Source organism: Pseudomonas sp. CYM-20-01 (assembly GCF_023169845.1).
GTDB lineage: Bacteria > Pseudomonadota > Gammaproteobacteria > Pseudomonadales > Pseudomonadaceae > Aquipseudomonas > Aquipseudomonas azotoformans.
The window spans coordinates 4,126,317-4,151,841 of the sequence record NZ_AP025169.1 but is presented as its reverse complement, the minus strand read 5'-3'; the positions used below and the strand labels follow the sequence as shown (position 1 = coordinate 4,151,841).

The 25,525-nt window shown below is 61.4% G+C and carries 22 protein-coding genes and 1 tRNA gene; 10 read left to right on the top strand and 13 right to left on the bottom strand.

The features are described 5' to 3' along the window. The 4 genes from M2497_RS18510 to M2497_RS18495 all read right to left on the bottom strand — a co-directional run bounded on the left by M2497_RS18510 (nucleotide 1) and on the right by M2497_RS18495 (nucleotide 4,428). Nucleotides 1–780 carry an SDR family oxidoreductase gene (locus M2497_RS18510; protein WP_259641573.1) on the bottom strand — a complete coding sequence of 260 codons (780 nt, stop codon included), beginning with the start codon at nucleotides 778–780 and terminating at the stop codon, nucleotides 1–3. 130 nt (nucleotides 781–910) lie between these two features. Then, nucleotides 911–2,422, bottom strand: a complete 1,512-nt coding sequence (locus M2497_RS18505; protein ID WP_248482206.1) for a sugar ABC transporter ATP-binding protein — start codon at nucleotides 2,420–2,422, stop codon at nucleotides 911–913. A 15-nt stretch (nucleotides 2,423–2,437) separates the two neighbouring features. Further along, the gene (locus tag M2497_RS18500; protein ID WP_248482204.1) at nucleotides 2,438–3,370 is read right to left on the bottom strand and encodes a sugar ABC transporter substrate-binding protein; all 933 of its coding nucleotides are present in this window, start codon (nucleotides 3,368–3,370) and stop codon (nucleotides 2,438–2,440) included. 50 nt (nucleotides 3,371–3,420) lie between these two features. Further along, entirely contained in the window at nucleotides 3,421–4,428 is a 1,008-nt protein-coding gene (locus M2497_RS18495; RefSeq protein WP_071491770.1) for an ABC transporter permease, read from the bottom strand. Nucleotides 4,429–4,790: 362 nt separating this feature from the next. Between M2497_RS18495 and M2497_RS18490 the strand changes: the two genes are divergently transcribed. The 3 genes from M2497_RS18490 to M2497_RS18480 are packed head-to-tail and all read left to right on the top strand — an operon-like array spanning nucleotide 4,791 to nucleotide 8,030. Continuing rightward, entirely contained in the window at nucleotides 4,791–5,627 is an 837-nt protein-coding gene (locus M2497_RS18490; protein WP_058424004.1) for a transketolase, read from the top strand. Further along, nucleotides 5,617–6,549, top strand: coding sequence for a transketolase C-terminal domain-containing protein (locus M2497_RS18485; RefSeq protein ID WP_179029443.1), 933 nt, complete (start codon nucleotides 5,617–5,619; stop codon nucleotides 6,547–6,549). Before M2497_RS18490 ends, M2497_RS18485 begins: the two co-directional genes overlap by 11 nt. A gap of 5 nt (nucleotides 6,550–6,554) precedes the next feature. Then, nucleotides 6,555–8,030: an FGGY-family carbohydrate kinase gene (locus tag M2497_RS18480; protein WP_248482202.1), complete on the top strand. Its 1,476-nt coding sequence runs from the start codon at nucleotides 6,555–6,557 to the stop codon at nucleotides 8,028–8,030. Nucleotides 8,031–8,876: 846 nt separating this feature from the next. Here the strand turns inward: M2497_RS18480 and M2497_RS18475 are convergent. After that, nucleotides 8,877–9,821, bottom strand: a complete 945-nt coding sequence (locus M2497_RS18475) for an aliphatic sulfonate ABC transporter substrate-binding protein (RefSeq protein ID WP_248482200.1) — start codon at nucleotides 9,819–9,821, stop codon at nucleotides 8,877–8,879. A 245-nt stretch (nucleotides 9,822–10,066) separates the two neighbouring features. On the opposite strand from M2497_RS18475, the gene M2497_RS18470 reads away from it, so the two are divergent. Together M2497_RS18470 and M2497_RS18465 are read left to right on the top strand one after the other, a co-directional pair. After that, entirely contained in the window at nucleotides 10,067–11,005 is a 939-nt protein-coding gene (locus M2497_RS18470; RefSeq protein WP_248482199.1) for an aliphatic sulfonate ABC transporter substrate-binding protein, read from the top strand. Beyond that, complete coding sequence (locus M2497_RS18465) at nucleotides 11,002–12,327, top strand: LLM class flavin-dependent oxidoreductase (RefSeq protein WP_248482197.1); 1,326 nt, start codon at nucleotides 11,002–11,004, stop codon at nucleotides 12,325–12,327. The genes M2497_RS18470 and M2497_RS18465 overlap by 4 nt, the downstream gene beginning before the upstream one ends. Before the next feature lie 42 nt (nucleotides 12,328–12,369). On the opposite strand, the gene M2497_RS18460 is transcribed toward M2497_RS18465, so the two are convergent. Beyond that, nucleotides 12,370–13,212 carry a helix-turn-helix transcriptional regulator gene (locus tag M2497_RS18460; protein ID WP_248482195.1) on the bottom strand — a complete coding sequence of 281 codons (843 nt, stop codon included), beginning with the start codon at nucleotides 13,210–13,212 and terminating at the stop codon, nucleotides 12,370–12,372. 111 nt (nucleotides 13,213–13,323) lie between these two features. Here M2497_RS18460 and M2497_RS18455 point away from each other — a divergent pair, with 111 nt between their 5' ends. Beyond that, complete coding sequence (locus M2497_RS18455) at nucleotides 13,324–13,734, top strand: hypothetical protein (RefSeq protein WP_058423997.1); 411 nt, start codon at nucleotides 13,324–13,326, stop codon at nucleotides 13,732–13,734. A gap of 96 nt (nucleotides 13,735–13,830) precedes the next feature. Then, nucleotides 13,831–14,739, top strand: coding sequence for a glutaminase B (gene glsB / locus M2497_RS18450; protein WP_248488227.1), 909 nt, complete (start codon nucleotides 13,831–13,833; stop codon nucleotides 14,737–14,739). 213 nt (nucleotides 14,740–14,952) lie between these two features. Here glsB and M2497_RS18445 read toward each other — a convergent pair whose 3' ends face one another. The 4 genes from M2497_RS18445 to M2497_RS18430 are packed head-to-tail and all read right to left on the bottom strand — an operon-like array spanning nucleotide 14,953 to nucleotide 18,414. Further along, nucleotides 14,953–16,221, bottom strand: a complete 1,269-nt coding sequence (locus M2497_RS18445) for an FAD-binding oxidoreductase (RefSeq protein WP_248482193.1) — start codon at nucleotides 16,219–16,221, stop codon at nucleotides 14,953–14,955. Next, entirely contained in the window at nucleotides 16,218–16,970 is a 753-nt protein-coding gene (locus tag M2497_RS18440; RefSeq protein WP_071491759.1) for an amino acid ABC transporter ATP-binding protein, read from the bottom strand. Before M2497_RS18440 ends, M2497_RS18445 begins: the two co-directional genes overlap by 4 nt. Beyond that, a complete protein-coding gene (locus M2497_RS18435) occupies nucleotides 16,967–17,635 on the bottom strand; it encodes an amino acid ABC transporter permease (protein WP_016977168.1) in 669 nt (222 codons plus the stop codon). The genes M2497_RS18440 and M2497_RS18435 overlap by 4 nt, the downstream gene beginning before the upstream one ends. Next, nucleotides 17,632–18,414 carry an ABC transporter substrate-binding protein gene (locus tag M2497_RS18430; RefSeq protein ID WP_248482191.1) on the bottom strand — a complete coding sequence of 261 codons (783 nt, stop codon included), beginning with the start codon at nucleotides 18,412–18,414 and terminating at the stop codon, nucleotides 17,632–17,634. Before M2497_RS18430 ends, M2497_RS18435 begins: the two co-directional genes overlap by 4 nt. 215 nt (nucleotides 18,415–18,629) lie before the next feature. Here M2497_RS18430 and M2497_RS18425 point away from each other — a divergent pair, with 215 nt between their 5' ends. Beyond that, a complete protein-coding gene (locus tag M2497_RS18425; protein ID WP_248488226.1) occupies nucleotides 18,630–19,409 on the top strand; it encodes an IclR family transcriptional regulator in 780 nt (259 codons plus the stop codon). A 143-nt stretch (nucleotides 19,410–19,552) separates the two neighbouring features. On the opposite strand, the gene M2497_RS18420 is transcribed toward M2497_RS18425, so the two are convergent. Then, a complete protein-coding gene (locus M2497_RS18420; protein ID WP_248482189.1) occupies nucleotides 19,553–19,792 on the bottom strand; it encodes a DUF6124 family protein in 240 nt (79 codons plus the stop codon). Nucleotides 19,793–20,473: 681 nt separating this feature from the next. On the opposite strand from M2497_RS18420, the gene M2497_RS18415 reads away from it, so the two are divergent. After that, nucleotides 20,474–20,548, top strand: a tRNA-Lys gene (locus M2497_RS18415). Nucleotides 20,549–20,600: 52 nt separating this feature from the next. Beyond that, nucleotides 20,601–22,859, top strand: coding sequence for a hypothetical protein (locus M2497_RS18410; RefSeq protein ID WP_248482188.1), 2,259 nt, complete (start codon nucleotides 20,601–20,603; stop codon nucleotides 22,857–22,859). A 288-nt stretch (nucleotides 22,860–23,147) separates the two neighbouring features. Here the strand turns inward: M2497_RS18410 and M2497_RS18405 are convergent, their stop codons facing one another. Together M2497_RS18405 and M2497_RS18400 are read right to left on the bottom strand one after the other, a co-directional pair. Continuing rightward, complete coding sequence (locus M2497_RS18405) at nucleotides 23,148–24,392, bottom strand: saccharopine dehydrogenase family protein (protein WP_248482186.1); 1,245 nt, start codon at nucleotides 24,390–24,392, stop codon at nucleotides 23,148–23,150. A gap of 28 nt (nucleotides 24,393–24,420) precedes the next feature. Continuing rightward, nucleotides 24,421–25,518: a carboxynorspermidine decarboxylase gene (locus tag M2497_RS18400; RefSeq protein ID WP_248482184.1), complete on the bottom strand. Its 1,098-nt coding sequence runs from the start codon at nucleotides 25,516–25,518 to the stop codon at nucleotides 24,421–24,423. Nucleotides 25,519–25,525 lie beyond the last annotated feature (7 nt).

Below are 25,525 nucleotides of genomic sequence, written 5' to 3'. Positions count from 1 at the left end.
TTACCAGCACACAAAGCCGCCATCGACCAACAGGTCGACACCGGTGCAGAAAGACGAGGCCTGGCTGACCAGGAAAATCGCCGGGCCGACCATTTCTTCCACGCTGGCCATGCGGCCCATGGGCGTGGTCTGTTCAAAGATCTTCACCTGGTCGGCAACTTCCGGGCGCGAGTTCATCGGCGTGGCGGTGTAGCCGGGGCTGATGCAATTGACCCGCAAGCCTTTGTCGGCCCATTCCATCGCCAGGCTCTTGCTCAGGTGAATCACGCCGGCCTTGGAGGTGTTGTAGTGCGCTTGCAGCAAGCCACGGTTGACGATGCTGCCGGACATCGAGGCAATATTGACGATGGCGCCTTTGCCCCGAGGCAACATCACGGCGGCCTGGGCCTGGCAACTGAGGAAAATGCCGGTGAGGTTGATGTCCAGGGTGGTTTGCCAGCGTTGCAGTTCGAGGTCTTCGGCGGCCTGGGCATTGGCGATGCCGGCGCAATTGACCGCGACGCTCAGTTCGCCCAGCTCGGCTTCGGTGCGCGCGACCGCTGCATCCAGTGCGGCGCGCTCGGTGACCGTACCGCTCAAGGCCAGGGCGCGACGGCCTAAGGCCTGGATGCGTTCGACGGTGCTGGCGATGCCGGGGCTGCCCGGTAGATCGAAGCAGGCCACATCCGCACCTGCCTCGGCCAGCCCCACGGCAATCGCCTGGCCAATGCCGCTGCCTGCGCCGGTGACAAAGGCGACTTGGCCTTCAAGACTAAAAAGCTGCATGGATAACTCCGTTATTTGAAATCACAGCTGACCCCTGTGGGAGGGGGCTTGCCCCCGATGGCAGTGGTTCAGTTGAAAAGTGTGTGACTGATACACCGCTATCGGGGGCAAGCCCCCTCCCACAAAAAACAGCGGTGTTCTCTGGTTAAGCAGTCGCCATTTCCATCACCGAAACGGGGGTAGCCTCGCCCCGCGCCAGGATCCCCATCTGCCGGCCCCGGCTCATCACCATCACCCGATGGGACAACCCCAGCACCTCATCGAGGTCCGAGCTCACCACAATCACCGCCATGCCCTTGGCCGCCAGGTCCGCGATCACTTCATAGATCGCCGCCCGTGCGCCCACGTCGATGCCGCGTGTCGGTTCATCCAGGATGAACACCTTGGGATTGCGCGCCAGCCACTTGGCAATGATCACCTTCTGCTGGTTACCACCAGACAAACTCGAAATTCGCGACTGCGGCGCACCCTTCACCCCCAACCGCGCCACCGCCGTGCGGGCGAATTCGCGCAGCGGGGCAGGGAACACCCAGCCGCGCTTGTCCAGCAGGTCGGTGTTGCCGTAGATCAGGTTGTCTTCGATGCGATGCTCCACCACCACGCCTTGCTGCTTGCGGTCCTCGGGCACCAGCACCACGCCGGCCTGGATTGCCTCGAAGGGCGAGCGCAGGTGGCGCACTTCACCGTCGAGCACCAGGTGGCCCTGGATATCCTGTGCCGCGCCGGCAAGGGTGCGCACCAGCTCGGTCCGCCCGGCGCCGACCACGCCGGCAATACCGAACACTTCGCCAGCGCGCACGCTGAAGTCGATGCCGTGCAAGGCAAACTCGCGACAGCTGAGGTCCTTGACCTGCAACATCACGCGATCCTGTGGTGCTTGCAGGGCCGGGAAAATCCGCTCCAGGCTACGCCCGACCATCTGTTCCACCAGCTCGCGCACCGGCACCTGGGCGGTGGCGTGCAAGGCAATCTGGCGACCGTCGCGCAGCACCAGCACGCGGTCGGCGATGCGTGCGATTTCTTCCAGGCGGTGGCTGATATAGATAAACGACACGCCCTCGGCCTTGAGCCGTTCCACCTGTTTGAACAACAGCTCGGTTTCTTCGCCGCCCAATGCCGCAGTGGGTTCATCCAGAATCAACAGGCTGGCCTTGAGGGTCAGCGCCTTGGCGATTTCCACCAATTGCTGGGCCGCCACGCTCAGGCCTTCGACCTTGCGCGATGCCGGCACCTTGAGCCCCAGGCGCTCCAACTGGATCTGCGCCTGGGCCTCCATGTACGCGCGGTCCACCCGCCCATGACGCATGGGCAGGCGGCCGACGAAGATATTCTCGGCGATCGACAATTGCGGCAGCAGGCGGATTTCCTGGTGGATCAGACCGATCCCGGCGCTCAGCGCCGCACCGGGCGACGCCGGTGCGTAAGGCGCGCCGAGCCAGGTCATGCTGCCCCCGGCTTCAGGCTGTACCAACCCGGCGATGATCGACGACAAGGTCGACTTGCCCGCACCGTTCTCACCGAGCAGGGCCAGCACTTCGCCGGGGCGGATGTCCACATTGACCTGCGACAGTACCTGCACCGGCCCATAGGCCTTGCTGATATTGCGCAGGCACAGCACCGCGTCGGCGCGAGTGGTGTCCAGGGCTGCTGCTTGCATGACGACCTCCAAGGCTTACGGGTGCTGTTGCAGGAACGGCGCGACGTTTTCTTTAGTGGTCAGCACGGTAGGCAACAGTTGCTCCTTGGGTACCGCCTTGCCGGCTTTCAGGTCGATGGCCGACGCCACGGCCAGGCGGCCCATCTTCTGGGTCTGCTGGGTCATGGTCGCGTTCAGCACGCCACTTTCCACGGCCTTGAGCCCGGCGACGTCACCGTCAAAACCGACCACCACCACCTTGTGGTCGAGGTTACCGACCTTCACCGCCTGGGCGGCGCCCAACGCCATGGCATCGGCACGGCCGAAGAACACCGTGATGTTCGGGTCACGCTGGAGCAGGTCCTGGGCCACGGCGAAGCCTTTGTCCTGAGCCCATTCGGCGGGTTGCTGGGCGACGACCTTGAGGTCCGGGAAAGCTTTCAAACCTTCTTCGAAGCCCTTGGCGCGATCGTTCTCGGGGGTGGTGCCGAGCTGGCCTTGCAGGATCGCGATGCGGCCTTTGCCATCGGTGATCTTGCCGACGTACTCGGCCAGGGTCTTGGCCCCGGCCACGCTGTCACTGGCGATAAAGGTATCGCCTGGCGCGTCGGGGGCGTTGCGGTCGACGGCGATCACCGGGATACCGGCGGCTTTCGCCGCCTTGACCGGCACACCGGCGGCGGTGGCACCGGCCGGGATGTAGATCAGCACATCGATCTGGCGAGTGATTAGGTCTTCAATCTGGCTGACCTGGGTGGAGGAGTTGCCCTGGGCATCCACGGTAATCACCTTGATGCCCTTGGCCTTGCCCTCGGCTTCCACCGATTGCTTGATCTGGTTGAAAAAGTCGGCCTGCAGGTTGGCCACGGCCAGGCCGATGGTCAGGTCCTTGGCCCACGTGGTGCCGGCAGCGGTGAGGGTGGCGGCCGCGAGGGCGGTGGCCAACAGCAGTTTCTTGGGGCTGAACATGTCGGTGACTCCTGGTTTTATTGTTGGAGGGTGTCAACTGTCGAACAGGTTTAACGGGCAGTACTGGAGCGGCGTCGCAGGGTGTCGATGGTCACGGCGAGGGCGATGACCACGCCGATCACCACTTGTTGAATGAAGGGCGAAACGCCGAGCAGGTTGAGGCCATTGCGCAGCACGCCAATGATCAGCACGCCGACCAGGGTGCCGCCGATGCTGCCGACGCCGCCGCTGAGGCTGGCGCCGCCGATCACCACGGCGGCGATGGCGTCCAGTTCCAGGCTCAGGCCGGCGCTGGGTTGGGACGAGTCCAGGCGCGCGGCCAGGGTTACGGCGGCGATACCGGCCAGCGCACCGCTGATGGCATACACCCACAGGGTGATCGCCCGCACCTTGATCCCGGACAGGCGCGCCACTTCCGGGCTGCCGCCCATGGCGTACAAGTTACGGCCACCGGCACGAAAGCGCAGGAACACCCAGGCTACCACCAGCATCACCAGGAACAGCCCGACGGTTGCCGAGAGGAAACCGAAGTGACGCACCGTGGCCAGGCTGGTGAACCAGTCGGGGTAGCCGACGATCTGCCGGCCTTCGGTGAGGATGTTCGCCAGGCCACGGGCCACCGACATCATGGTCAGCGTGGCAATGAACGGCGGCAGCTTGGCATAGGTGATCAAGGCGCCGGACACCAGCCCGGCGAGCATGCCGCTGGCAATCGAGATCGGGATCGCAAACCCCAGCGGCACCGCCTGGTCCTGGTACAGCCAGCCGAGCATCATCATCGAGAAGGCCAGCACCGACCCCACTGACAGGTCGATGCCGCCGATCACGATCACGGCGGTCATGCCAATTGCGAGGATGCCCAGCACCGTGACCTGGTCAAGAATGTTCAGGCCATTGCGCAGCGAGAAGAAGAATTCGGAACTGAAGGAGAAGACCAGCACCAGCAACACCAGGCCGATCAGCGGGCCGCCGATATTGCTGGGGAGCAGTTTCACCAACCGGGGGCGGTGGGGCGGCTTGAGTTCGGCCGGATGCTGGACAGTAGCTTTGGCGTCCACAGTGTTCTCCTGATTTATTTTTTTTGGAGTGCTTTCAAGTGCCGTGAATATTTATGCGTGCTTGACTGTTAATTCAGATTCCAGTGCCACCGTGGCAATGTCAAGCGCTTAATTTTTCCAGTAGGCCTCTGGATCGCGACTTTCATCCGGCGCAAAGCCACGGGATAGAGAAGCGCGTGTGGGATTTTGGCCGTTTGTCTGAGGGACATTTCCAGGTTTTATTTCATTTTCCCCCCGGTCATTCACTTGACCTGTCGAGCGTTCGGCGTCTAAATAGAAATATATTGTCACTGCTGAATAAATATTCAAATACAGCTTTGCACACTTTCACCCCGCGTGGTCAGCCTCAAAGGAGCCGCTGCATGAATGCCTTCCAGTACGACGCCCACCAGATCAAAGAACAGGCCCGCCTGATCCGGCGCCATGTGATCCGCCTGAATGCCGACTCACCGGCCGGCGGCCACACCGGGGCCGACCTCTCGGAAACCGATATTCTCGCGACCCTGTATTTCCGCATTCTCAATACCGGCCCGGAACGCACCGACGACCCTGAGCGCGATATCTATATCCAGAGCAAGGGCCACGGTGTCGGCGGTTTGTATTGCTGCCTGGCGCAGGCGGGCTACATCCCCGTCGACTGGCTGCCCACCTACCAGCACTTCAACTCCCACTTGCCGGGCCACCCGGTGCGGCAGAAAACCCCTGGCATCGAACTGAACACCGGCGCCCTCGGCCACGGCCTGCCGGTGGCGGTGGGGCTGGCGCTGGCGGCGAAGATGTCCGGCAGCAAAAAACGCATTTATGTGCTGACCGGCGACGGTGAACTGGCGGAAGGCTCCAACTGGGAAGCGGCGATGGCGGCGGCGAAATACGGCCTGGATAACCTGTTCGTGATCGTCGACAAGAACAAGCTGCAACTGGCGGGCTTGACGGCGGACATCATGCCGCTGGACCCGCTGGACGTGAAATGGGCGGCCTTCGGTTTTCGCGTCAGCGAGTGCGATGGCAACGATGCGGGCCAGTTGATCGAGGCCCTGGAAAACATGCAGGCCAGGACCGGTGCGCCCCAGGTGCTGATCGCCCACACCATCAAAGGCAAGGGCGTGTCGTTTATCGAAGCCCGTCCCGAATGGCACCACCGCGTGCCCAAGGGTGATGAAATCAACGCGGCACTGGAGGAGTTGAATCATGGCGAGTGAACACCTGGCGAGCGTCATGGTGGAGGCCTTTATTGCCGCCGTCGATGCCGGACTGGACGTGGTGCCGGTGGTCAGTGACTCCACCTCCACGGCTAAGATCGGCCCGTTTGTACAGCGCTTTCCCGAGCGGCTGATCAACGTGGGCATTGCCGAGCAGTCGCTGGTCAGCGTCGCGGCGGGCCTGGCACTGGGCGGCAAGATCGCCGCCACCTGCAACGCGGCGCCATTTCTGATTTCGCGGGCCAATGAGCAGATCAAAGTCGACGTTTGCTACAACCAGGCCAACGTGAAGATGTTCGGCCTGAACGCCGGCGCCAGTTACGGCCCGTTGGCCAGCACCCACCACAGCCTCGACGACATTTCGGTGATGCGCGGTTTTGGCAACGTGCAGATCTTTGCCCCGGCCGACGCGCTTGAATGCCGGCAGATCGTCGACTACGCGCTGCGCTACCACGGCCCGGTGTACATCCGTCTGGATGGCAAGGCGTTGCCGGACGTGCACACGGGCGACTATCAATTTGCCCCGGGGCAGGTGGATATCCTGCGTCAGGGTGCAGACGTGAGCATCGTCGCCCTGGGCTCGGTGGTGCATGAAGCGGTGGACGCGGCACGGGTGCTGGCGGAGCAGGGCATCCAGGCGCAGGTGATCAACCTGTCGTCGATCCGGCCATTGCAGCGTGACGTGTTGCTCAGCGCCCTGCGTGGCACGCGGGCGGTCATCACGGTCGAGGAGCACAACATCAACGGTGGCATCGGCAGCCTGGTCGCCGAAGTGCTGGCCGAAGCCGGGCTGGGCATTGCCCTGGTGCGCCTGGGCATCGGCGATGGCGAATATGCCGCGGCCGGCGCCCGCGAACCCACCCGCGCCTTGCATAACATCGACGCGGCTGGGATTGTGGCGGCTGCCACTCGGTTGCGGTGAATGCGATGACAGACAACACTCCGCTGATCCTGGCGATAGATGAAGGCACCAGCAACGCCAAGGCGGTGCTGGTCAATGCGCGCGGGCAGGTAATTGCCCGAGGCTCGCGGCCGCTGAGCATCACCCATCCGCAGCCGGGGTTCTCCGAGCAGGACCCGCTGCTGATCTGGCACAGCACCCTGGCCGCCATTGAGGAATGCCTGGCCCAGGTGGACCGCCCGATCACAGCGCTGGCCATCAGCAACCAGCGTGAATCGGTGGTGGCCTGGGACCGGCAGACCGGCGAGGCGCTGTCGCCGTGCATCAGTTGGCAATGCCGGCGCTCCACCGCGTTGTGTGCCCAATTGCATGAGCAGGGACATGAGGCGCTGATCCTGGAAAAAACCGGGCTGGCCTTGGACCCGATGTTCTCCGCCGGCAAGTTGCGCTGGATTCTCGACCACCTTGAAGAGGGGCACGCACGTGCCGCTGCCGGTGATATCTGCCTGGGCACGGTGGACAGCTGGTTGCTGTGGAAACTCAGCGGCGGCCAGGTGTTTGCCACCGACTACTCCAACGCGGCGCGCACGCAACTGTTCAACCTGCACACCTGCGCCTGGGACCCGGAGCTATTGGCACTGTTCAAGATTCCACTGGCGGCATTGGCCCCGATCCAGCCGAGCGCCGGTTTCTTTGCTGAAACCGTCGCGGCGGGTGGTTTGCCCGCCGGCATCCCGGTGATGTCGATGATCGGCGACTCCCACGCTGCGCTGTACGGGCAGGGCGGGTTCGCGCCGGGGCTGGTGAAAGCCACGCTGGGCACCGGCTCGTCCTTGATGACGCCCATGGGCGGCCCGATTGCTTCGACTCACGGTTTGTCCACCACGCTGGCCTGGCACGACGGCGGCCAACCGACGTTCGGCATGGAAGGCAACATCGTCCATACGGGCGCCGCCGTGCAGTGGGCCTCGCGCCTGGTGGCGGGAGAATCCCTGGATGCTCTCACCGAGCAGGCTGCGCAACTGCCGGACAATGGTGGTGTGTATTTTGTGCCGGCGCTGTCCGGGCTGGGTGCACCGCACTGGCAGGCTGATGCGCGCGGTTTGATCTGCGGGCTGACCGAGGCCACCTCCGGCGCGCATATCCTGCGGGCGTCGCTGGAGTCGATTGGTTATCAGATTCGGGATGTCTTTGAGGCTATGCAGCAGGACATCGGTAGCCCGTTGAAGGAGTTGTGGGTGGACGGCGGTGCGACGCGTAACCGTTGGTTGATGCAGTTTTTGGCCGATCTGTTGCAACGTCCGGTGGTGCGCAGCCTGTCGCCGGAAGTGTCGGCGCTGGGCGCGGCGCACTTGGCGGGGAGGGCGTTGGGGGTGTGGGGGAGTGATGACGCGTTGGGCGCGCTGGAGCGGCAGCGGGAGCGGTTTGAGCCGCAGGATGATCCTGCTATGGCGGGGCGTTATGCTGCGTGGAAAAAGGCGCTGGAGCGCACGCTGTTGTGACTGCCGACCACTCTCCAACTGTTGCCCCGCGATCCAAATGTGGGAGCTGGCTTGCCTGCGAAGACGGCCTGACAGCCGACCGCTCTCTAACTGCCACCCCACGATCCAAATGCGGGAGCTGGCTTACCTGCGAAGACGGCCTGACAGCCGACCGCTCTCTAACTGCCACCCCACGATCCAAATGTGGGAGCTGGCTTGCCTGCGAAGTCGGCCTGACAGCCAACCGCTCTCTAACTGCCACCCCACGATCCAAATGTGGGAGCTGGCTTGCCTGCGAAGTCGGCCTGACAGCCAACCACTCTCCAACTGTTGCCCCGCGATCCAAATGTGGGAGCGGGCTTGCTCGCGAAGGCGGCCTGACAGCCGACCAGAATGTTGGATCAGACCAGGTACATATCCGTTATTTAGGTAACGGCTGCTAATGGTTCCGCCCTTACGGCGGCTCACTTTTGAAAAGCCGGAATGCCGGCCCAGTCAAAAGTAAGCAAAACGCTCTTGCCCCAACACTCGGCACCTCGCCTAGGCTCGGTGTGCCCGTAATCCGACAGGTATTTGGGGGGCCGCCGCCACGCGCCATTCATGGCGCGGGGCGGCTAAACCGGCATCCCTGCCGGTTTACCCCCCAAATCCCTGTCGAATTCCGGCCAGCGTGTTTGACGGGGCGCCTTAGATCAAAAGCAGGATCAAGAGCGACTCGCTTCGCATCGTGGATACGGGGGGGCACCTTTTTGCCTGCGAATGACGCCCCCTGTAGGAGCCGGCTTGCCAGCGATAGCGGTAGATCAGCAACGGAAAAGCGGCTGACCCAGCGCTTTCGCCGGCAAGCCAGCTCCTACAATGGCTGCCTCAAGGCTTCCAGGTCTGTACATCCTTGGCATCCACGGCCTTGGGCAATAACCCCGCCTTGAAGAACGCATCGGCGATTTTCTGTTGTTCGCCCAACTGATCAATCGTCACAGGCTGCACTTGATAGCTGCGGTGCGCATTGGCTGCTTCAACCGTCGCGACATCCAGGTTGCCCCACAGCGGGCCAAGTACTTTGGCCGCGTCTTGTGGGTGGGTTTTCACCCATTGGCCGGTCTTTTCCAGTTGCGCGTACACCACGTTCAACACTTGCGGGTGGGCCTTGGCGTACGGCGTACCCGTCAGGTAGTAGCGCTTGTAGCTGGCCAGCCCTGCGCCGTCCGCCAGGGTGCGTGTTGGCAGTTGGCGCTGCACGCTGGTGAGGAAGGGTTCCCAGGTGACCCAGGCGTCGACCTTGTTGTTTTCGAAGGCTGCGCGGCCGTCGGCGGGTGACAGGTAGGCCGGTTCGATATCTGAAAAGGCCAGCCCCGCCTTGGCCAGTGCGGCGATCAACAAATAGTGGGTGCCGGCGGCCTTGGTCACGGCGATCTTCTTGCCCTTGAGGTCCGCCAGGTTCTGGATCGGCGAGTCCTTGCGTACCACGATGGCCTGGGCCGAAGGCGAGGGGGCTTCCTGGGCGAAGTAGGTGAGTTTGGCCTGGGCTGCCTGGGCGAAGATCGGCACGGTGTCGGCCACGTCGGCGCTGATGTCCACGTTGCCCACGTTCAGTGCTTCGAGCAGCGGCAGGCCGCTGGGGAACTCGTGCCAGCTCACGTCGATGTTGTCGGCCTTGAGGGCTTTTTCCAGGGTGCCCTGGGTTTTCAGCAGGGTGATCAGGGTCGAGGACTTCTGGTAACCGATGCGTACGGTTTCCTGGGCCTGCGCGCTGATGGCGACGGACAGAGCCAGCAAGCCGAGGAGTGCGGCGAAGGGGTGACGTAGGGACATGGCGAGCTCGATCTGTGACGAAATAGGCCTGAGCTTAAAGTTCTAAAAACTATTCGTTAAATACTCTTTCGATCTGAGCTTAGGACGCTTTTCCCTGCCGCCTATGAATTGGGCATAACCATAGAATTATAAGATTCTTTCATCATTTCTCATCGTTAATATAATTGAACAAGCTTTATTGCCAGGCCTGACGTGGTTTTTTGGCATAAGCAGCGCCCTTCATTTCTTCCTCGCCAAGGCCTCCCATGACGTTCAAAAACCTAATCGTCGCCGCCAGCCTGCTGTTCGCCGCCACGGCAGCCCAGGCCGAGCAAACCCTGGATATCAGCTACCAGCGCTCATCCACGCTGTGGATCCTGCTCAAGCAAAATGGCCAGTTGGAACAGCGCCTCAAGCCTCTGGGGTTCACGGTGAACTGGCATGAATTCAGCACCGGTCTGCTCAGCTCGCTGAACGCCGGCAGTGTCGACCTGCACGCCGATGTGGCGGACGCTTTCGCGCTGTTCACCCAGGCCGCCGATGCACCGCTGACCTATTACGCCCAGGAAAACGCATCGCCGGGCGCCCAGGCGATCATCGTCCAGGACACGTCGCCGATCCACAGCATCGCCGACCTCAAGGGCAAGACGGTTGCCGTGTCCAAGGGTTCGGGCAGCAACTACCTGCTGATCTCGGCCCTGAAAAAGGCCGGCCTGACCCTGGCCGATATCACCCCGCGTTACCTGGAAGCCCCGGATGGCGGCGCGGCGTTCGCCAATGGCAGTGTCGACGCGTGGGTAATCTGGGACCCGTTCCTCGCCACCCAACAGCTGGATCACCATGTACGGGTGATCGCCGACGGCAAGAACGGCCTGGCCGACTACAACCGTTTCTACCTGGCGACGACAAAGTTCGCCAAGGCCCACCCGGACGTGTTGCAGGTGACCTTCGACACCCTGCGCGAGACCGGCCAATGGGTAAAGGCCCATCCCAAGGAAGCCGCCGCCATCCTTGGCCCGCTGTGGGGCAATATCCCCCCGGCCACGGTGGAGCGCGCCAATAGCCGCCGCAGCTACGACATCATCCCGGTCAAGCTGGACCACCTCGCCGAGCAACAGCGCATCGCCGACAGCTACTACGCCGCCAAGCTGATTCCCAAGCCGTTGCAGGTCAGTACCATCACCGTGTGGACGCCCAAGCCATGAGCCGCCAGATCCATTTATCCGCGTTCCTGTTGAGCGGGCCGGTGGTGCACAGCCATGCGGTGTGGCGCCACCCGCAAACCGTCGGCAATTACCTCGACCCCGAGTACTACGCGCGCGTGGCCAAGGTGGTGGAGGAGGGGTTGTTCGACTTCCTGTTCTTCGCCGACCGCCTGGCCGTGGGCGACCAGATGGGCGGCTCGCGCGAGTTCGCCTTGCGCTACGGCGCCCAGGACGCCACGCGCCTGGACCCGTTGCCGATCCTCTCTTACCTGGTCGGCAAGACCAGCAAGCTGGGCCTGGGTGCAACGCGGTCCACCACCTATTACGAACCGGCGCACATCGCCCGTGAATTTGCCACCCTCGACCACCTGTCCAAGGGCCGTGCGGCGTGGAATATCGTCACCTCGATGAACGACAGCGAAGGGCGCCTGTTCGGCAAGGACAAGCACCTGGAGCACGACCTGCGCTATGACCGCGCCGATGAGTTTGTCGAAGTCGCGTTGAAACTGTGGAACAGCTGGGGCCAGGACGCGCTGAAACTGGACCGCGAAAGCGGCGTACTGGCGGACCCTGGATTGATCCGTTCGGTGCAGCACCAGGGCGAATGGTTCAGGGTTGAAGGCCCGCTGAATATCCCGCGCACGCCCCAGGGCCGACCGGTGCTGATCCAGGCCGGTTCTTCCGGGCGTGGCCGGCGCTTTGGTGCGCGTTGGGCCGAGGCGATTTTCACCATTCACCCGCACTTGGTGGCCATGCGTGCGTTTCGCGATGACGTGCGTGCCCAGGTGGTGCAGCAGGGGCGTGACGCCGACAGTTGCAAAGTGCTCACGGCGGTGATGCCGTTCATTGGCGGCAGCGAGGCTGAGGCCCGTGCCAAGCGCGACCAGCACAATGCATTGGCCCGTCCGGAATTGGGGCTGGTGACGTTGGCTTCGCAGTTGAATGTGGACCTTTCGCCATTCCCGCTCTCGGCGACGCTGGCCGAGATCGCCCAGTCGCCGCTGATCCACCCGGCGGCGGCTGAAAAGCTGTTGATGCAAGGCCCGCAAACCACCTTGGAGCAACTCGGGCGCATCTTCGCCAGCAGCGTGCGCGTGCCGCAATTGGTGGGTACCGGCGCGCAGATTGCCGATCAACTGGCCGAGTTGTTCGAGCAGGGCGGTTGCGACGGGTTTGTGATCTCTCCGGGGTATTTGCCGGGCTCGTTCTCGGAGTTTGTCGAGAGCGTGATTCCGCATTTGCAGCGCAAGGGGCTGTTCCGCACCGCGTATGAAGGGGCGACGTTGCGTGAGCATTTGGGCTTGGCTGATCTGGACAGTTGACTGTGTGGCGAGCAGGCCCGCAGATCCGGGTAGGCAATACCTTCAGTTCAGCGCAATCGTCGCCGGCGCCAGCGAGTGCAAGGCCCCGGCGCGGTCCGCCAGATAACGCGCCGGCGGCTGGCCCACGGTCTTGCGGAACATGGTGATAAAACCACTGGCGTTCTCATAGCCCAAGTCCAGGGCCACGCGCTGCACACTCTCACCCCTGGCCAGGCGTTGCAGCGACAGGATCACATGCAACTGCCGACGCCAACGGCCAAAACTCAGGCCCAGTTCCTCCAGCAGCAGGCGCGTCATGCTGCGTTCGCTCATGCCGATGCGCACCGCCCATTGACCGAGGGTGGACTTGTCCGCCGGTTCAGCCAGCAGGCTGTCGGCCAGGCGACGCAGGCGCGGATCTTGTGGCATGGGCAGGTGCAGGGCTTCAACAGGCGCGACGGCCAATTCATCCAGCAAGGTACTGATCAAACGGCCCTGGGCGCCGTGCTCGTCATACAGTTGCGGGAAACTCACTGCCTTGCTGATCAGCTCATGCAACAGGGCCGACACCGCCAGCGTGCAGCATTGCCGGGGCAGGGCGCAGGCGGCATCGGGGTCGATCAACAGGCAATAGACTTCCGCAGCGCCAGCCCCCCGTGCCGCGTGGGGCGTGCCGCCGGGAATCCACAGCGCGCATTGCGGCGGCACGATCCAGATACCGGCCTCAATCTCGCAATGGATGACCCCGCGCAAGGTGTACATCAGTTGGCCTTTGCGATGGGCATGCTGGGTATGTTCCCAGGTATCCGACGTGGCGGTGGCCCCTACGGCCACTACGGCGCGGGGGAATACGTCGGCGTCTCTGGACAGTGACGGATCGTGCATTTCCAGGCGATGGTGTTTCATGACAAGGGATCGCAGGTTGGCTGAATTGCGAAACAGTCTGGCTATTCTGTGCAATGCCGTCCAGTGGTCTGGCCCTTATAGTGAGATCAATTCTCAACAAGGAGCTCGGCCATGCGACTCGACAGTTCAACATTCCCGGTGGTGAAAATCGTCTTTGATGCGCCCAATGAAGGCGGGCCGGAGGATGCCTTCGCCGTGTTCGAAAGCCTGCTGGCCCGCCAGCAACCCTTCCTGCTGCTGCACGAAAAATCCGTGGACGAGAACAATCACGAACACTCCCATGAGGAGCGCAAGCAAGCGTCGATCTGGATGAAGAAAAACAAGCAGGCGCTGCGCACCTATGTCAAAGGCATGATCCAGGTGGAACCCAGTGCCGCGCAGCGCCTGGCACTCAAGCCGTTTGCCGCGATGTTCGGCAAGGCCTGGGGCTATCCGCTGCTGGTGGTGGAGTCCAGGGACCGGGCCTGGGCGCTGGCGCGGGATGTGCTGGATGAGCGGGTGTCGGATGTGGCGCACTTTTGAGCGAGGGCGACCGGATTGTGGCGAGGATATCGGGCATTTCAGGTATCCTCCGCGCCCCGCTTACCACCGATTCAAAGACAGATGACTGGACAAGACATGCAGGCGCTGCTGGAGTCGATCCTCGACGAAGTGCGCCCCCTGATCGGCCTCGGCAAAGTCGCCGATTACATCCCGGCATTGGCCGATGTGCCTGCCAACCAATTGGGCATCGCCGTGTACGGCAACGACGGCTCGGCCTACTGCGCCGGTGACGCCGACACGCTGTTCTCGGTGCAGAGCATTTCCAAGGTGTTCAGCCTGGTGCAGGCCATCGACCACGGTGGCGAAACCATCTGGGAGCGCCTGGGGCACGAGCCTTCCGGGCAGCCGTTCAACTCCATGGTGCAGCTGGAGTTCGAACGTGGCCGCCCGCGTAATCCGTTCATCAACGCCGGTGCGCTGGTGATCTGCGACATCAACCAATCGCGCTTCGCCGTGCCGATCTTGTCGATGCGCGATTTCGTCCGGCGCCTGTCGGGCAACCCGCAGATCCTGGTCAACAGCGTCGTCGCCGAATCCGAGGCCCAGCACGGTGCCCGCAACGCGGCCATGGCCTACCTGATGAAATCCTTTGGCAACTTCCACAACGACGTGGACGCGGTGCTGCACAGCTATTTCAACTACTGCGCCTTGCAGATGAGCTGCCTGGACTTGGCCAAGGCATTCAGCTTCCTGGCCAACGAAGGCACGAGTGCCCACAGCGGCGAACAGATTTTAACGGCGCGCCAGACCAAGCAGGTCAACTCGATCATGGCCACCAGCGGGCTGTACGACGAGGCAGGCAATTTTGCCTATCGCGTGGGCTTGCCGGGCAAGAGCGGGGTAGGGGGCGGGATTGTCGCGGTGGTGCCGGGGCAATTTACGGTGTGCGTGTGGTCACCGGAGTTGAATGCGGCGGGGAACTCGCTGGCGGGAATGAAGGCGTTGGAATTGTTGAGTGAGCGGATTGGGTGGTCGGTGTTTTGAGGGTGCGCCCCGTTCATGGGAGCGATCGCCGTTGGCGATTGAGAGTATTAATCGCTTTACGTGTGCAATAGGTTCTCCCGGAAAAGGAGATCCAGTGTGGGAGCTGGCTTGCCTGCGATGGCGGTACATCAGCCAGCACATCCAGCGGCTGACACACCGCTGTCGCGGGCAAGCCCACTCTCACATGGGGAGTGGTGTGAGTGAGGGCTCTGTTCAGCTCACATTGAGCCGATCCAGCAAGCTGTACCACGCCACCCCCGCGCCAATGTAAAACCGCTGCAACCCATGCATCGGCAAGCGCTGCAACGGCGTCACCGGGTAGGCGAACTCCGCCTGGCTGTCACACAACTTGCCCGCCAATTGCTGCCCCAGGCTGGTACACAGCGCGATGCCACGGCCATTACAACCCAGCGCCAATGTAAGCCCCGGTGCGGGCTGGTGCACATGGGGCATGAAGTCCCGCGTGATCGCAATACGGCCCGCCCAGCGATACTCGAATTCCAGTGGCCCCAATTGCGGAAACAGCAGCGCCAGCGAGCGTTCCAGGTGGGCGAAATCCGTGGGTGACGTGGGGTCGTTGAACAGCCCGCGTCCGCCCATCAGCAAGCGGCCATGGCTGTCTTTGCGAAAGTACAGCAGCAGCCGTTGTGCGGTGGAGACGGTTTCCTGCCCCGGCAAGATGCTGTCCGCTGCGCGCCCGCTCAAGGGTTTGGTGGCGACGATAAAACTGTTCGCCGCCAGGATGCTCTGCGCCATGCCCGGCCACAGGTTGCCGCTGTAGCCGTTGGTGGCCAACACCACTTGATCGGCCGTGACCTGCGCACCGCCAGCCGTCTGCAATTGCCAGCCGCAACCCTGGCGCTGCAACCCGGTCACCGCGCTCTGCCCATGGATCCGCACACCCGCCGCCAACGCCGCACCCACCAAGCCACGGGCATACGCCAACGGCTGAATCGCCCCGGCGCGACCGTCCAGCCAGCCACCGGCAAACGCCTCACTGCCCATGCGCGAAGCCACCGCTGCGGCATCCAGCCGCTGCACCGGTACACCGCGCCTGGCCCATTGATCTGCCCGTGCGTGCAACCCGGCGACGCCTTTTTCGCTGTACGACACTTGCATCCAGCCTTTGCGTACCGGCGCGCAATCGATGCCATGCCTTTCGATCAGACTGAACACCAGGTCGGCTGAACTCGATACGGTCGAGATCAATGGCTCGGCGCGCTCCGGTCCGTACATCTGCACCAGTTGCTGCGGGTCGTATTTGAGCGTCGGGTTGACCTGCCCGCCGTTGCGTCCGGACGCACCCCAGCCCGGCTCGTTGGCCTCCAGTACGCACACGCTGACGCCGCGCTCGGCCAAATGCAGCGCCGTCGACAAGCCGGTATATCCCGCGCCGACAATCGCCACGTCCACCTTCACCGACTCGCTCAACGCAGGCGTCGGCACCACTGAGGGCGCAGTCGCTGACCACAATGACTTCATGACAGGCTCCGCGTGTTACCGGTGGGGTGCAGCACGCGCCGCAGGAAGTCCTGGGTTCGCGCATGCTGCGGGTTGCCCAGCACCTGTTCGGCCGGCCCGCTTTCGACGATGTAGCCGCCATGCAGGAAGCACACGCGGTCGGCCACTTCGCGGGCAAAGCCCATTTCGTGAGTGACCACGATCATGGTCATGCCCTCATCGGCGAGGGTGCGCATCACCGCCAGCACATCACCGACCAGTTCAGGGTCGAGGGCCGAGGTGGGTTCATCGAACAGCATGGCTTCGGGTTTCATCGCCAGGGCACGGGCGATGGCCACGCGTTGTTGCTGGCCGCCGGAGAGCTGCTCCGGGTAGGCCTCGGCCTTGGCGCTCAGGCCGACTTTTTCCAGCAGCACCAGGGCTTCTTCGCGAGCCTGCCTGGGCGGCTCGCCTTTGACGTACACCGGGCCTTCCATCACGTTTTCCAGCACGGTGCGGTGGGGGAACAGGTTGAAGCGCTGGAACACCATGCCCATGCGGCTGCGCAGGGCGTGCACGCTCTTGCTGCCGCGCTGCACGGTTTCGCCGAACACGTTGATGTGCCCGCCGTCATAGGCTTCCAGCGCGTTGATGCAGCGCAGCAAAGTGGATTTGCCCGAGCCCGACGGCCCGATCAGGCACACCACTTCGCCCTTGGCCACGTCGAGGTCTACGCCGTGCAGCACGCGGTGGCTGCCGTAATGTTTTTGCAGTTGGCGAATCTCGATCATGCTTTTTTCCTCCGGCCCAGGTGTTGTTCCATGCGGCGCAGGCCGTACACCAGCGGCAGGCTCATCAGCAGGTAGAGCAGGGCGACCAGGGTGTAGACGGTCATGTTCTGGAAGGTCGACGAGGCGATCAGTTGGCCCTGGCGGGTCATCTCCGCGACGGTGATGGTGGACACCAGCGACGAGTCCTTGAGCATCATTACCAACGTGTTGCCGTACGGCGGCAGGGCGATGCGAAACGCTTGCGGCAGGATCACCCGGCGCATCATCAGCGCCGAGCGCATGCCCAGTGCTTCGGCGGCTTCACGCTGGCCCTGTTCGACGGCAATGATGCCGGTGCGGAAGTTCTCGGCCTGGTACGCCGAGTAGGCGATGCCCATGCCGATCACGCCCGCATAGAACGCGGTGAGGTGCACGCCCATGTCCGGTAGCACGAAGTAGATGTAGAACAACTGCACGATGATCGGCAGCCCACGGATCACGTTGATGATGGTGCTCGCCGCCCACGACAGTGCACGGATCGGCGACAGCTTGAGCAACGCCAGCACCAGGCCGATCGCGCTGCTGAGCAGGAAGGACAGCACGGTGATCTGGATCGTCACCCACGCGCCTTGCAGCAGGATCGGCAAAAAGTCCTGGGCGTTTTGCAGGAACTCGGCCGGATTCATGGGCGCACCTGGGTATCAAGCCCCCACTTCTTGAGGATGCTGTCCAGGGTGCCATCGGCCTTGATGCTGGTGATGGCGGTGTTCAGGCGCTCAAGGGTCTGGGTGTCGCCCTTGCGCACCACCAGGCACACTTCGCCGACGTTGGTGGGCTGGTAGTCGGTGGCCAGTTTCACGCCTTTGAACAGCTTCTGGCGGATCTGGTAGGCCACCACCGGTTGGTCACCCACGGCAGCCTTGATACGGCCCAGGGACAGGTCGCGGACCATCTCGCCTATGGAGTCGTAGGTGCGGATCTCCTTGAAGATGCCGAGCTTGTTCAGTTGGTCGTAGAACACCGTGCCGGCTTGCACGCCGACGATCTGGTCCTTGAGCGGGGTCAGGTCGGGGTACGCGGTGGTGTCGTCGGCATTGACGATCAGGCCTTCACCGTAGGCGTACACCGGGGCACTGAAATCGACGACCTTGGTGCGCTCCTCGGTCTTGAGCATGCCGGCGGAAATAAAGTCCAGCTTGCCCGAGGTGAGGGATGGGATCAGCGCGGCGAAGTTGGTCTGTTCGATCTGGCTGGTAAAGCCGCCAGCCTTGCCCACCGCCTCGGCCACATCGACCATCACGCCTTGGATGCTGTTGCTCTTGATATCGAGGAAGGTAAACGGCGAACCGCTGGCCGTTGCACCGACTTTGTACGAGGACGCACTCTCTGCGTGCACGGCGCTGGCACACAGGGTGGCGCATACGGCGAAGGCGAGGCGGCGAAACAAGGGCGAAAGACTGTTCATCGGGTTACTCCAGAAGGAAAACGGATCGTCAGTACCGCAAGCGGTTGAGGATGAAACCGCAAGCTCTGTGCCATTTCGATTGTAAAAAATCGTATAGCGCTATAGAAAATCGACAAAATGAACCATTCGTATCGATATGCGATATTTTGTGGTCTATTTTTATGATTTACGGTAGAAATATCGGCACGCCTGATCGACCCAACCGCGAGTTCGCCATGTCCGAAGAACGCAACAGCTTGCACAACCAATCCCTGGAAAAAGGCCTGTCGGTGCTCAAGGCATTCAGCGCACAGCGCCGCAGCATGAGCCTTGCAGAGGTGGCCGAGGCTGCCGGCATGACCAAAAGCTCGGCCCAGCGCATGGTGTTTACCCTCGAAAGCCTGGGTTACCTTCGGAAACACTCCCGCACACGTCATTACCAACTCACACCACGGGTGTTGGAGTTGGGCTTCAGTTACCTGGATGCGCATTCGTTGATTGAGGTGGCCAACCCGTTTCTATCGGAGTTGACCCGGCTGACGGGGGAGACCTCGTGCCTCACCGAGCCTGCGGGCTACGACATGACCTATATCGCGCGCTTCGTGAGTTCAGGTTTTGTGCCGGTGCATATGCCGATTGGCTCGCGGGTGCCGATGTACTGCACAGCGTCGGGCCGGGCGTATTTGAGCGCGTTGCCGATGGATGAGGCGTTGGTGTTGATCGAGAACAGCCAGCGCATCGCCCACACTAGCCAGACGCTGACGGACGTCGAGCAGATTCTGGAGTCGCTGCAACAGGTGCGCGAGCAGGGCTATGCGGTGAATGGCCAGGAGTTGTTCCTGGGTGATATGACCATTGGCGCGCCAGTGTTGGGTGCGAATGGCCGGCCGGTGGCGGCGGTGCATGTGGTGGCGCCGACCAGTCGGTGGAGCAGGGCGGATGCGGAACGGCAGTTGGCGCCGGCGTTGTTGCAGTGTTCAAGGGCGCTGAGCAATTCGGCGCGGAACTTGGAATAGCAGTCGCCCTAGATTCAATTGTGGGAGGGGGCTTGCCCCCGATGACGGTGTGTCAGCCAGCCTATTCTTCACTGACCCACTGCTATCGGGGGCAAGCCCCCTCCCACATTTGGATATTCATTGGGCTTGAGAGAGTTGTTCGATCATGCCGCCGGATGTGCCTGGTCCAACGCCTTGTCCACCAGCAGTTGCACACCTTCGAGCAGGCGGCAGATACCCAACGCTACGTTGCGTTGAGCGCCATCGACTTCAAAGGCGAGGTGGGCGGCGATGTCGTTGAGGCAGGCCAGGTCTTGCGAGGCATTGGCCAGCAGGGTTTCGGTGCCCAGGTTGGGGTGGAGGGTGAAGGGGGTGGTTGGGGGATTTGGACTGTCTTTGATCATGGTGGCGCTCCTTTGTAAATGGGGCTGCCACGATTCGCGGTCAAACGAAAAGGGTGGCAGCTATACGCGGGTTGACCGACCGGCCAAAGAAGCAAAACCGGCATACCCGAAGGTATCCCGCGTACAGCTGCCGCGACACGATACATCAGGCGCAAAAAAAACGCCTTGAATCGGTTTTGGCGCAGTTGCTCTTTGTAGTCGGACGGTCAAATCCGGCCGCTGAATGGGCAGCGACGGCGAAGAGGTTAGCCAGCGAAGTTCCCAGAGACAACCTGAAAGCTTTGTGGGAAATCTCTGAACACAGCAATGAGCCATGCGGAAGGGGGCTTGCTCTGATGCCAGTCAGTTAAGGAAACGACAGGCTGCCACATACTTGTGGTGAGCGGGCTTGCCCCGCGCTGGGCTGCGAAGCAGCCCCAAAGCCAGGCAACTGTGCGCTTCCTGGAAGAACGCGTCGGCCGAGTTAGGGGCGCTTCGCAGCCCAGCGCGGGGCAAGCCCGCTCACCACAGAGGTTGTATTGCGCCTAACTGCTTGGCATTAGAGCAAAACCCGCCCAAACAAAAATGCGCCCCTTGGGGCGCATCGCGTGACAGAAAAAAGCTCAGTGTCGTCAGCCATTGCTTAATGATGACCTGCGATCTTCACATTCTTTAGCGGTTGCCCGACAATGCGACCCCTGTTCCGGAGTAGTTCAGCGGTAGAACACTCGGCTCTTAACCGGGTGGGCGCTGGTTCGAATCCAGCCTCCGGACCCATCATATTCAAAGTCAATCTGGACACATCTCCAGAGCACATGGAGCGACTGGCATGGACGCAGGTTATGCGGTCTTCCAACTTTCCAAGGCATTGATCGCACACGATCATACCCCTGGCCCTCTTGCTCGTTTCAACGCTCGCAGACGTATCTCACGCTGGGAACAAGTGATTGCACATATGCTGCAAGGTACTGCCGAGTATGGTTCGCGAACCCCGCTGGCTGAGATACCCGCCTGGGTTACGCTGGAAGTCATTACAGGCGGCTTTGCCACCGGCAATCTGTTGGCAGGTGGTGAGTTGACTGACTATGAGCGTGAATTGGCCGCTTCTATTCCCGGTATTCGCAAAGGGTTTGAGCGGCTGGATCTCAACACTTGGCATCTGACGGACGAAGGCCTTGAACATCTGCAACAGCGTCTGACCCGTTGTGACTATCGCGTTGATGTTCCGGAAGAAGCCGCGTTACTGACCGTGGCATGGCTGTCGAGCCAGCGTCGCAACGACGAGGCCAGGGCACTGCTAGACGTGATTGTTCCGTTTTTCGACCGATTGCGTTTCTTTCCGGCAACGTCCGCACAGCTACCGGTATCAGCTACGCACGTCCACATCGCCAATGCAGGTGAGGTCAAGCAGTTACTTTCAACCTTGCCACCGCGGGCTCAAATCGTTGCTCAGAAACAGGCGATCGAAGCCCGTCTACCTCTTTATGATTCAGCTGTCGCGCATTTCCTCCTGACGTACCAGGTGGGCTGGCCATGCCGTATCTTCCCGGCAAAGTGGCACGAACAGGCAGCCGAATTGGCTATGCGTTATGAACAACTCGGGATCAACAAACGCTCTCCTGATCGTGTAGCGGAATTGTTTCTGTTGCTAGAGCAATGCTCTCGCGATGTAGAGTCGCTTACAGGGCGTCAGGTGGGTCGCATACGGCGAATAGTCGATGACTTTGTGCGCAAACATGGTGCGCCGGCTTCCGGCTCTCACCTCGCGTTCCGGGAGGACCAGCTTCGCCAGGTATCAGGACCAGAGCATCATCTGATCGCGCGTGCCGTCGCAAAGCGCCTCTCTAAGTACCCCGCACACAGTGGCATCTTTGATTTTGCCGATTTGGCCAAGCCGCTTGATGTTCAAGAGGCGGTGGATTGCGCACTGGGCGAAGGTGTCGCGATACCCGCGCCAATTCTGCGACGTGTTCAACGCTGTCGCAGCGGAACAATCAGGGAGTTGATTGAGCATGGGCTGATTACTTCGGGTGACACAGTCGCACGAGTACTGCCCGCGATGACCGCACAGCTGAGTAGCGCAGGGCTGCACGACGAAGCGTTGAGGAAGGTCTATGCCTCCACCTATCAGGCTTTCCGCCTTAGGCGTTCGTTGTTGCTATTGAATCTTCAACGTCAGGTGGGCTTCAGTGAGTTGCCTTGGATTGCAGCCATTGAGGGTGATCGACAGTCAGGTACCGGGGCAGCGGGTGCAGCGAGCCAGGCTCTCGTTGAGTCTTCGGCATTGACGCTTCATGCGTTCCCCTACGCCATCCTTCCTAACAAGCTTCTCCAGGAATTTGGAACGCTGGTGGACACTGCGGAGCTGGACCTTCCCTTTGTGGAGGAGGTCGCTGCAGATATCTTCATGGGGCAGTTCTCAACCAAGTTCGCTGACACTGCTCGGCGAGCGAGTCGGGTAATCGCAGGCTCCCTTTATGCACGTTACTACTCTATCGATACCGACGAACTGGCTGGCTTCGTCACAAGAGGGCGACGGCGTGCGCGAGGTGCAAATGAGGCTTTTGCTGCCTTATGCGCAAAGCGGGCTGGGGCAGAGCTGGGCACTTGGCACCCTGCAACCAATGGCACGATCCTTGAGCAACAGCAGATTTTAACGACGCAAAACCTTGCGCTGATTTTCGACGAGCTCGGGTTGAAAGGTTTGCTGAGTACTCGGCTAGGGGGCATGGCCCAGGCGAGTTTTGAGTGGGTCTGCAAACGGCAGCAGATGCACACCGGTCTCTATCATGCTCGATTGATTATGCTCAAGAACACAGCTTATGCCTGGCGCCAGATGGTGTTTTACCTCGCAATGCTTGAGGAGCATGAATGCAAAGAGGCCTTGAAGTCGATCGAGGCTTTTTTCGCTAAGCAACCACAGGCTTTCCGCGAAAGGTTTCTGCCAGTGATGATCGGTTTGCGCAAGGCTGCCGCAGGCGAAGTGTTGTCTCAGCAAGGTCAGACCGCCGACGGTGCGAGGGTCTTTTTGGGGTGGACCACTACACGGCATTGGTTACTACCACCACAGGGCGTCACTCCAAATTAAGTGTTTGGGGGCAGTAGGTCATGCACGGTGTAACGGCGCTTTTGCAGTGTTCAAGGCCACTGAGCAATTAGGCTCGGAATCTGGAATAACAGACTCTGGAAATTCAACTGTGGGAGGGGGGGGCTCCCGATAGCAGTGTGTCTGCTGATATATGTGTTGACTGACACACCGCCATCGGGGGCAAGCCCCCTCCCACAGTTGACCTCATTGGTCGTGAGGGCTGTGTTTGCCCCAAACAAAAAATGCGCCCCAGAGGGCGCATTTTTTTGTTCGGGCCGCTATCGCCTATCAGGCAATCGCATCCCAAGCCCGATCACCGTTCTCGTCTTTAATTCGAGTCGGCAACCCCATCACATCCAGCGCTTTCAGGAACGGTTCGGCCGGCAGTTCCTCGACGTTGGCCATGTGCTTCACATCCCACTCGCCACGGGCCACCAGCAGCGCTGCGGCCACTGGTGGCACGCCTGCGGTGTAGGAGATGCCCTGGCTGTCGGTCTCGGCAAAGGCTTCTTCATGGCACGCCACGTTGTAGATGAACATCTCGTGGGGCTGGCCGTTCTTGGTGCCCTTGACCAGGTCACCGATGCAGGTCTTGCCGGTGTAGCCCGGTGCCAGCGAAGACGGGTCGGGCAGTACGGCCTTGACCAGTTTCAGCGGCACGACTTCCAGGCCTTCGGCGGTGGTGACCGGTTTTTCGGAGAGCAGGCCGAGGTTTTTCAGCACGGTGAACACGTTGATGTAGTGTTCGCCGAAGCTCATCCAGAAACGCACGTTGGGCACGTCGAGGTTTTTCGACAGCGAGTGCACTTCATCGTGACCGGTGAGGTAGAGGTTCTGCGAACCGACAACCGGCAGGTCATCGGTGCGTTTGACTTCGAACATGGTGTTGCTGGTCCACTGGCTGTTCTGCCAGCTCCACACCTGTCCGGTGAACTCGCGGAAGTTGATTTCCGGGTCGAAGTTGGTGGCGAAATATTTGCCATGGGAGCCGGCATTGACGTCGAGAATGTCGATCGAATCAATGCGGTCGAAATGCTGTTGCTGCGCCAGCGCGGCGTACGCGTTGACGACACCCGGGTCGAAGCCCACGCCAAGGATGGCGGTGATGTTCTTCTGTTTGCACTCTTCCAGGTGGTTCCATTCGTAGTTGCCGTACCACGGCGGGGTCTCGCAGACCTTGCCCGGCTCTTCGTGGATGGCGGTGTCGAGGTAGGCAACGCCGGTGTCGATGCAGGCACGCAGTACCGACATGTTGAGGAACGCGGAACCTACGTTGATGACGATCTGCGATTGTGTCTCGCGGATCAGGGCCTTGGTCGCTTCCACGTCCAGGGCGTTCAGCGCGAAGGCTTGGATGTCGGCGGGTAGCTTGAGGCTACCCTTGGCCTTGACGCTGTCGATGATGGCCTGGCATTTGGAGATGTTGCGCGACGCGATAGCAATACGACCGAGTTCGTCGTTGTGCTGCGCGCACTTGTGGGCCACCACCTTGGCGACACCTCCTGCACCAATGATAAGAACGTTCTTTTTCAATTGCTTTATCTCTCCTTTATCCGCCAGCTTACGAAAGGCTGGACAGGTAGTCGTCGTAACCAAATTCACGAACCACCTCGACTGTACCGTCGAGTTGTTTCACTACGATGGACGGCATTTTCAGGCCGTTGAACCAGTTTTTCTTGACCATGGTGTAGCCTGCAGTGTCGATGAACGACAGCCGATCGCCGATGGCCAGCGGACGATCAAATTGATACTCGCCGAAGATGTCCCCGGCCAGGCAGGATTTGCCGCACACCATGTAGGTGTGTTCACCGTCGCTCGGCGCCAGCTTGGCGTTGAGGCGGTAGATCAGCAGGTCCAGCAGGTGGGCTTCGATGGAGCTGTCGACCACGGCGAGGTTCTTGCCGTTGTAGAGGGTGTCGAGCACGGTGACTTCCAGGGAAGCGCTGTTGGTGATCGCCGCTTCGCCGGGTTCCAGGTACACCTGCACGCCGTACTTCTCGGAGAACGCCTTCAAGCGCGCGCAGAACGCGTCCACGGCATAGTCTTCACCGGTGAAGTGAATGCCACCGCCAAGGCTGACCCATTCGACCTTGTGCAGCAGCGCGCCGAAGCGCTCTTCGATGACGCCAAGCATCTTGTCGAACAGGCTGAAGTCGCCGTTTTCGCAGTTGTTGTGGAACATGAAGCCGGAGATCTGCTCGATCACGCCTTCGATCTTCACCGGGTCCCATTCGCCCAGGCGACTGAACGGACGCGCCGGATCGGCCAGCAGGTAGTCGGAGCTGCTCACCTGTGGGTTGACGCGCAGGCCGCGGGTCTTGCCCTCGGAACGTTCGGCAAAACGCTGCAGCTGGCTGATGGAGTTGAAGATGATCTTGTCGCAGTTATCCAGCATCTCTTCGATTTCATCGTCGGCCCAGGCCACGCTGTAGGCGTGCGCCTCACCTTCGAACTTCTGGCGGCCGAGCTTCAACTCGTACAGCGACGACGAGGTGGTGCCGTCCATGTATTGCTGCATCAGGTCGAACACCGACCAGGTGGCAAAGCACTTGAGCGCCAGCAGGGCCTTGGCGCCGGACTGTTCGCGCACGTAAGCAATCTTCTGCATGTTGACCAGAAGTTTCTGTTTATCGATGAGGTAGTACGGCGTTTTGATCATTTTTGAG

What these genes read in the sequence shown, in the direction of transcription:
- M2497_RS18505 (WP_248482206.1), bottom strand. Translation starts at nt 2,422, where the DNA reads ATGCAAGCAGCAGCCCTGGACACCACTCGCGCCGACGCGGTGCTGTGC.
- M2497_RS18500 (WP_248482204.1), bottom strand. Translation starts at nt 3,370, where the DNA reads ATGTTCAGCCCCAAGAAACTGCTGTTGGCCACCGCCCTCGCGGCCGCC.
- M2497_RS18490 (WP_058424004.1), top strand. Translation starts at nt 4,791, where the DNA reads ATGAATGCCTTCCAGTACGACGCCCACCAGATCAAAGAACAGGCCCGC.
- M2497_RS18485 (WP_179029443.1), top strand. Translation starts at nt 5,617, where the DNA reads ATGGCGAGTGAACACCTGGCGAGCGTCATGGTGGAGGCCTTTATTGCC.
- M2497_RS18480 (WP_248482202.1), top strand. Translation starts at nt 6,555, where the DNA reads ATGACAGACAACACTCCGCTGATCCTGGCGATAGATGAAGGCACCAGC.
- M2497_RS18475 (WP_248482200.1), bottom strand. Translation starts at nt 9,821, where the DNA reads ATGTCCCTACGTCACCCCTTCGCCGCACTCCTCGGCTTGCTGGCTCTG.
- M2497_RS18470 (WP_248482199.1), top strand. Translation starts at nt 10,067, where the DNA reads ATGACGTTCAAAAACCTAATCGTCGCCGCCAGCCTGCTGTTCGCCGCC.
- M2497_RS18465 (WP_248482197.1), top strand. Translation starts at nt 11,002, where the DNA reads ATGAGCCGCCAGATCCATTTATCCGCGTTCCTGTTGAGCGGGCCGGTG.
- M2497_RS18460 (WP_248482195.1), bottom strand. Translation starts at nt 13,212, where the DNA reads ATGAAACACCATCGCCTGGAAATGCACGATCCGTCACTGTCCAGAGAC.
- M2497_RS18455 (WP_058423997.1), top strand. Translation starts at nt 13,324, where the DNA reads ATGCGACTCGACAGTTCAACATTCCCGGTGGTGAAAATCGTCTTTGAT.
- glsB (WP_248488227.1), top strand. Translation starts at nt 13,831, where the DNA reads ATGCAGGCGCTGCTGGAGTCGATCCTCGACGAAGTGCGCCCCCTGATC.
- M2497_RS18445 (WP_248482193.1), bottom strand. Translation starts at nt 16,221, where the DNA reads ATGAAGTCATTGTGGTCAGCGACTGCGCCCTCAGTGGTGCCGACGCCT.
- M2497_RS18440 (WP_071491759.1), bottom strand. Translation starts at nt 16,970, where the DNA reads ATGATCGAGATTCGCCAACTGCAAAAACATTACGGCAGCCACCGCGTG.
- M2497_RS18435 (WP_016977168.1), bottom strand. Translation starts at nt 17,635, where the DNA reads ATGAATCCGGCCGAGTTCCTGCAAAACGCCCAGGACTTTTTGCCGATC.
- M2497_RS18430 (WP_248482191.1), bottom strand. Translation starts at nt 18,414, where the DNA reads ATGAACAGTCTTTCGCCCTTGTTTCGCCGCCTCGCCTTCGCCGTATGC.
- M2497_RS18425 (WP_248488226.1), top strand. Translation starts at nt 18,630, where the DNA reads ATGTCCGAAGAACGCAACAGCTTGCACAACCAATCCCTGGAAAAAGGC.
- M2497_RS18420 (WP_248482189.1), bottom strand. Translation starts at nt 19,792, where the DNA reads ATGATCAAAGACAGTCCAAATCCCCCAACCACCCCCTTCACCCTCCAC.
- M2497_RS18410 (WP_248482188.1), top strand. Translation starts at nt 20,601, where the DNA reads ATGGACGCAGGTTATGCGGTCTTCCAACTTTCCAAGGCATTGATCGCA.
- M2497_RS18400 (WP_248482184.1), bottom strand. Translation starts at nt 25,518, where the DNA reads ATGATCAAAACGCCGTACTACCTCATCGATAAACAGAAACTTCTGGTC.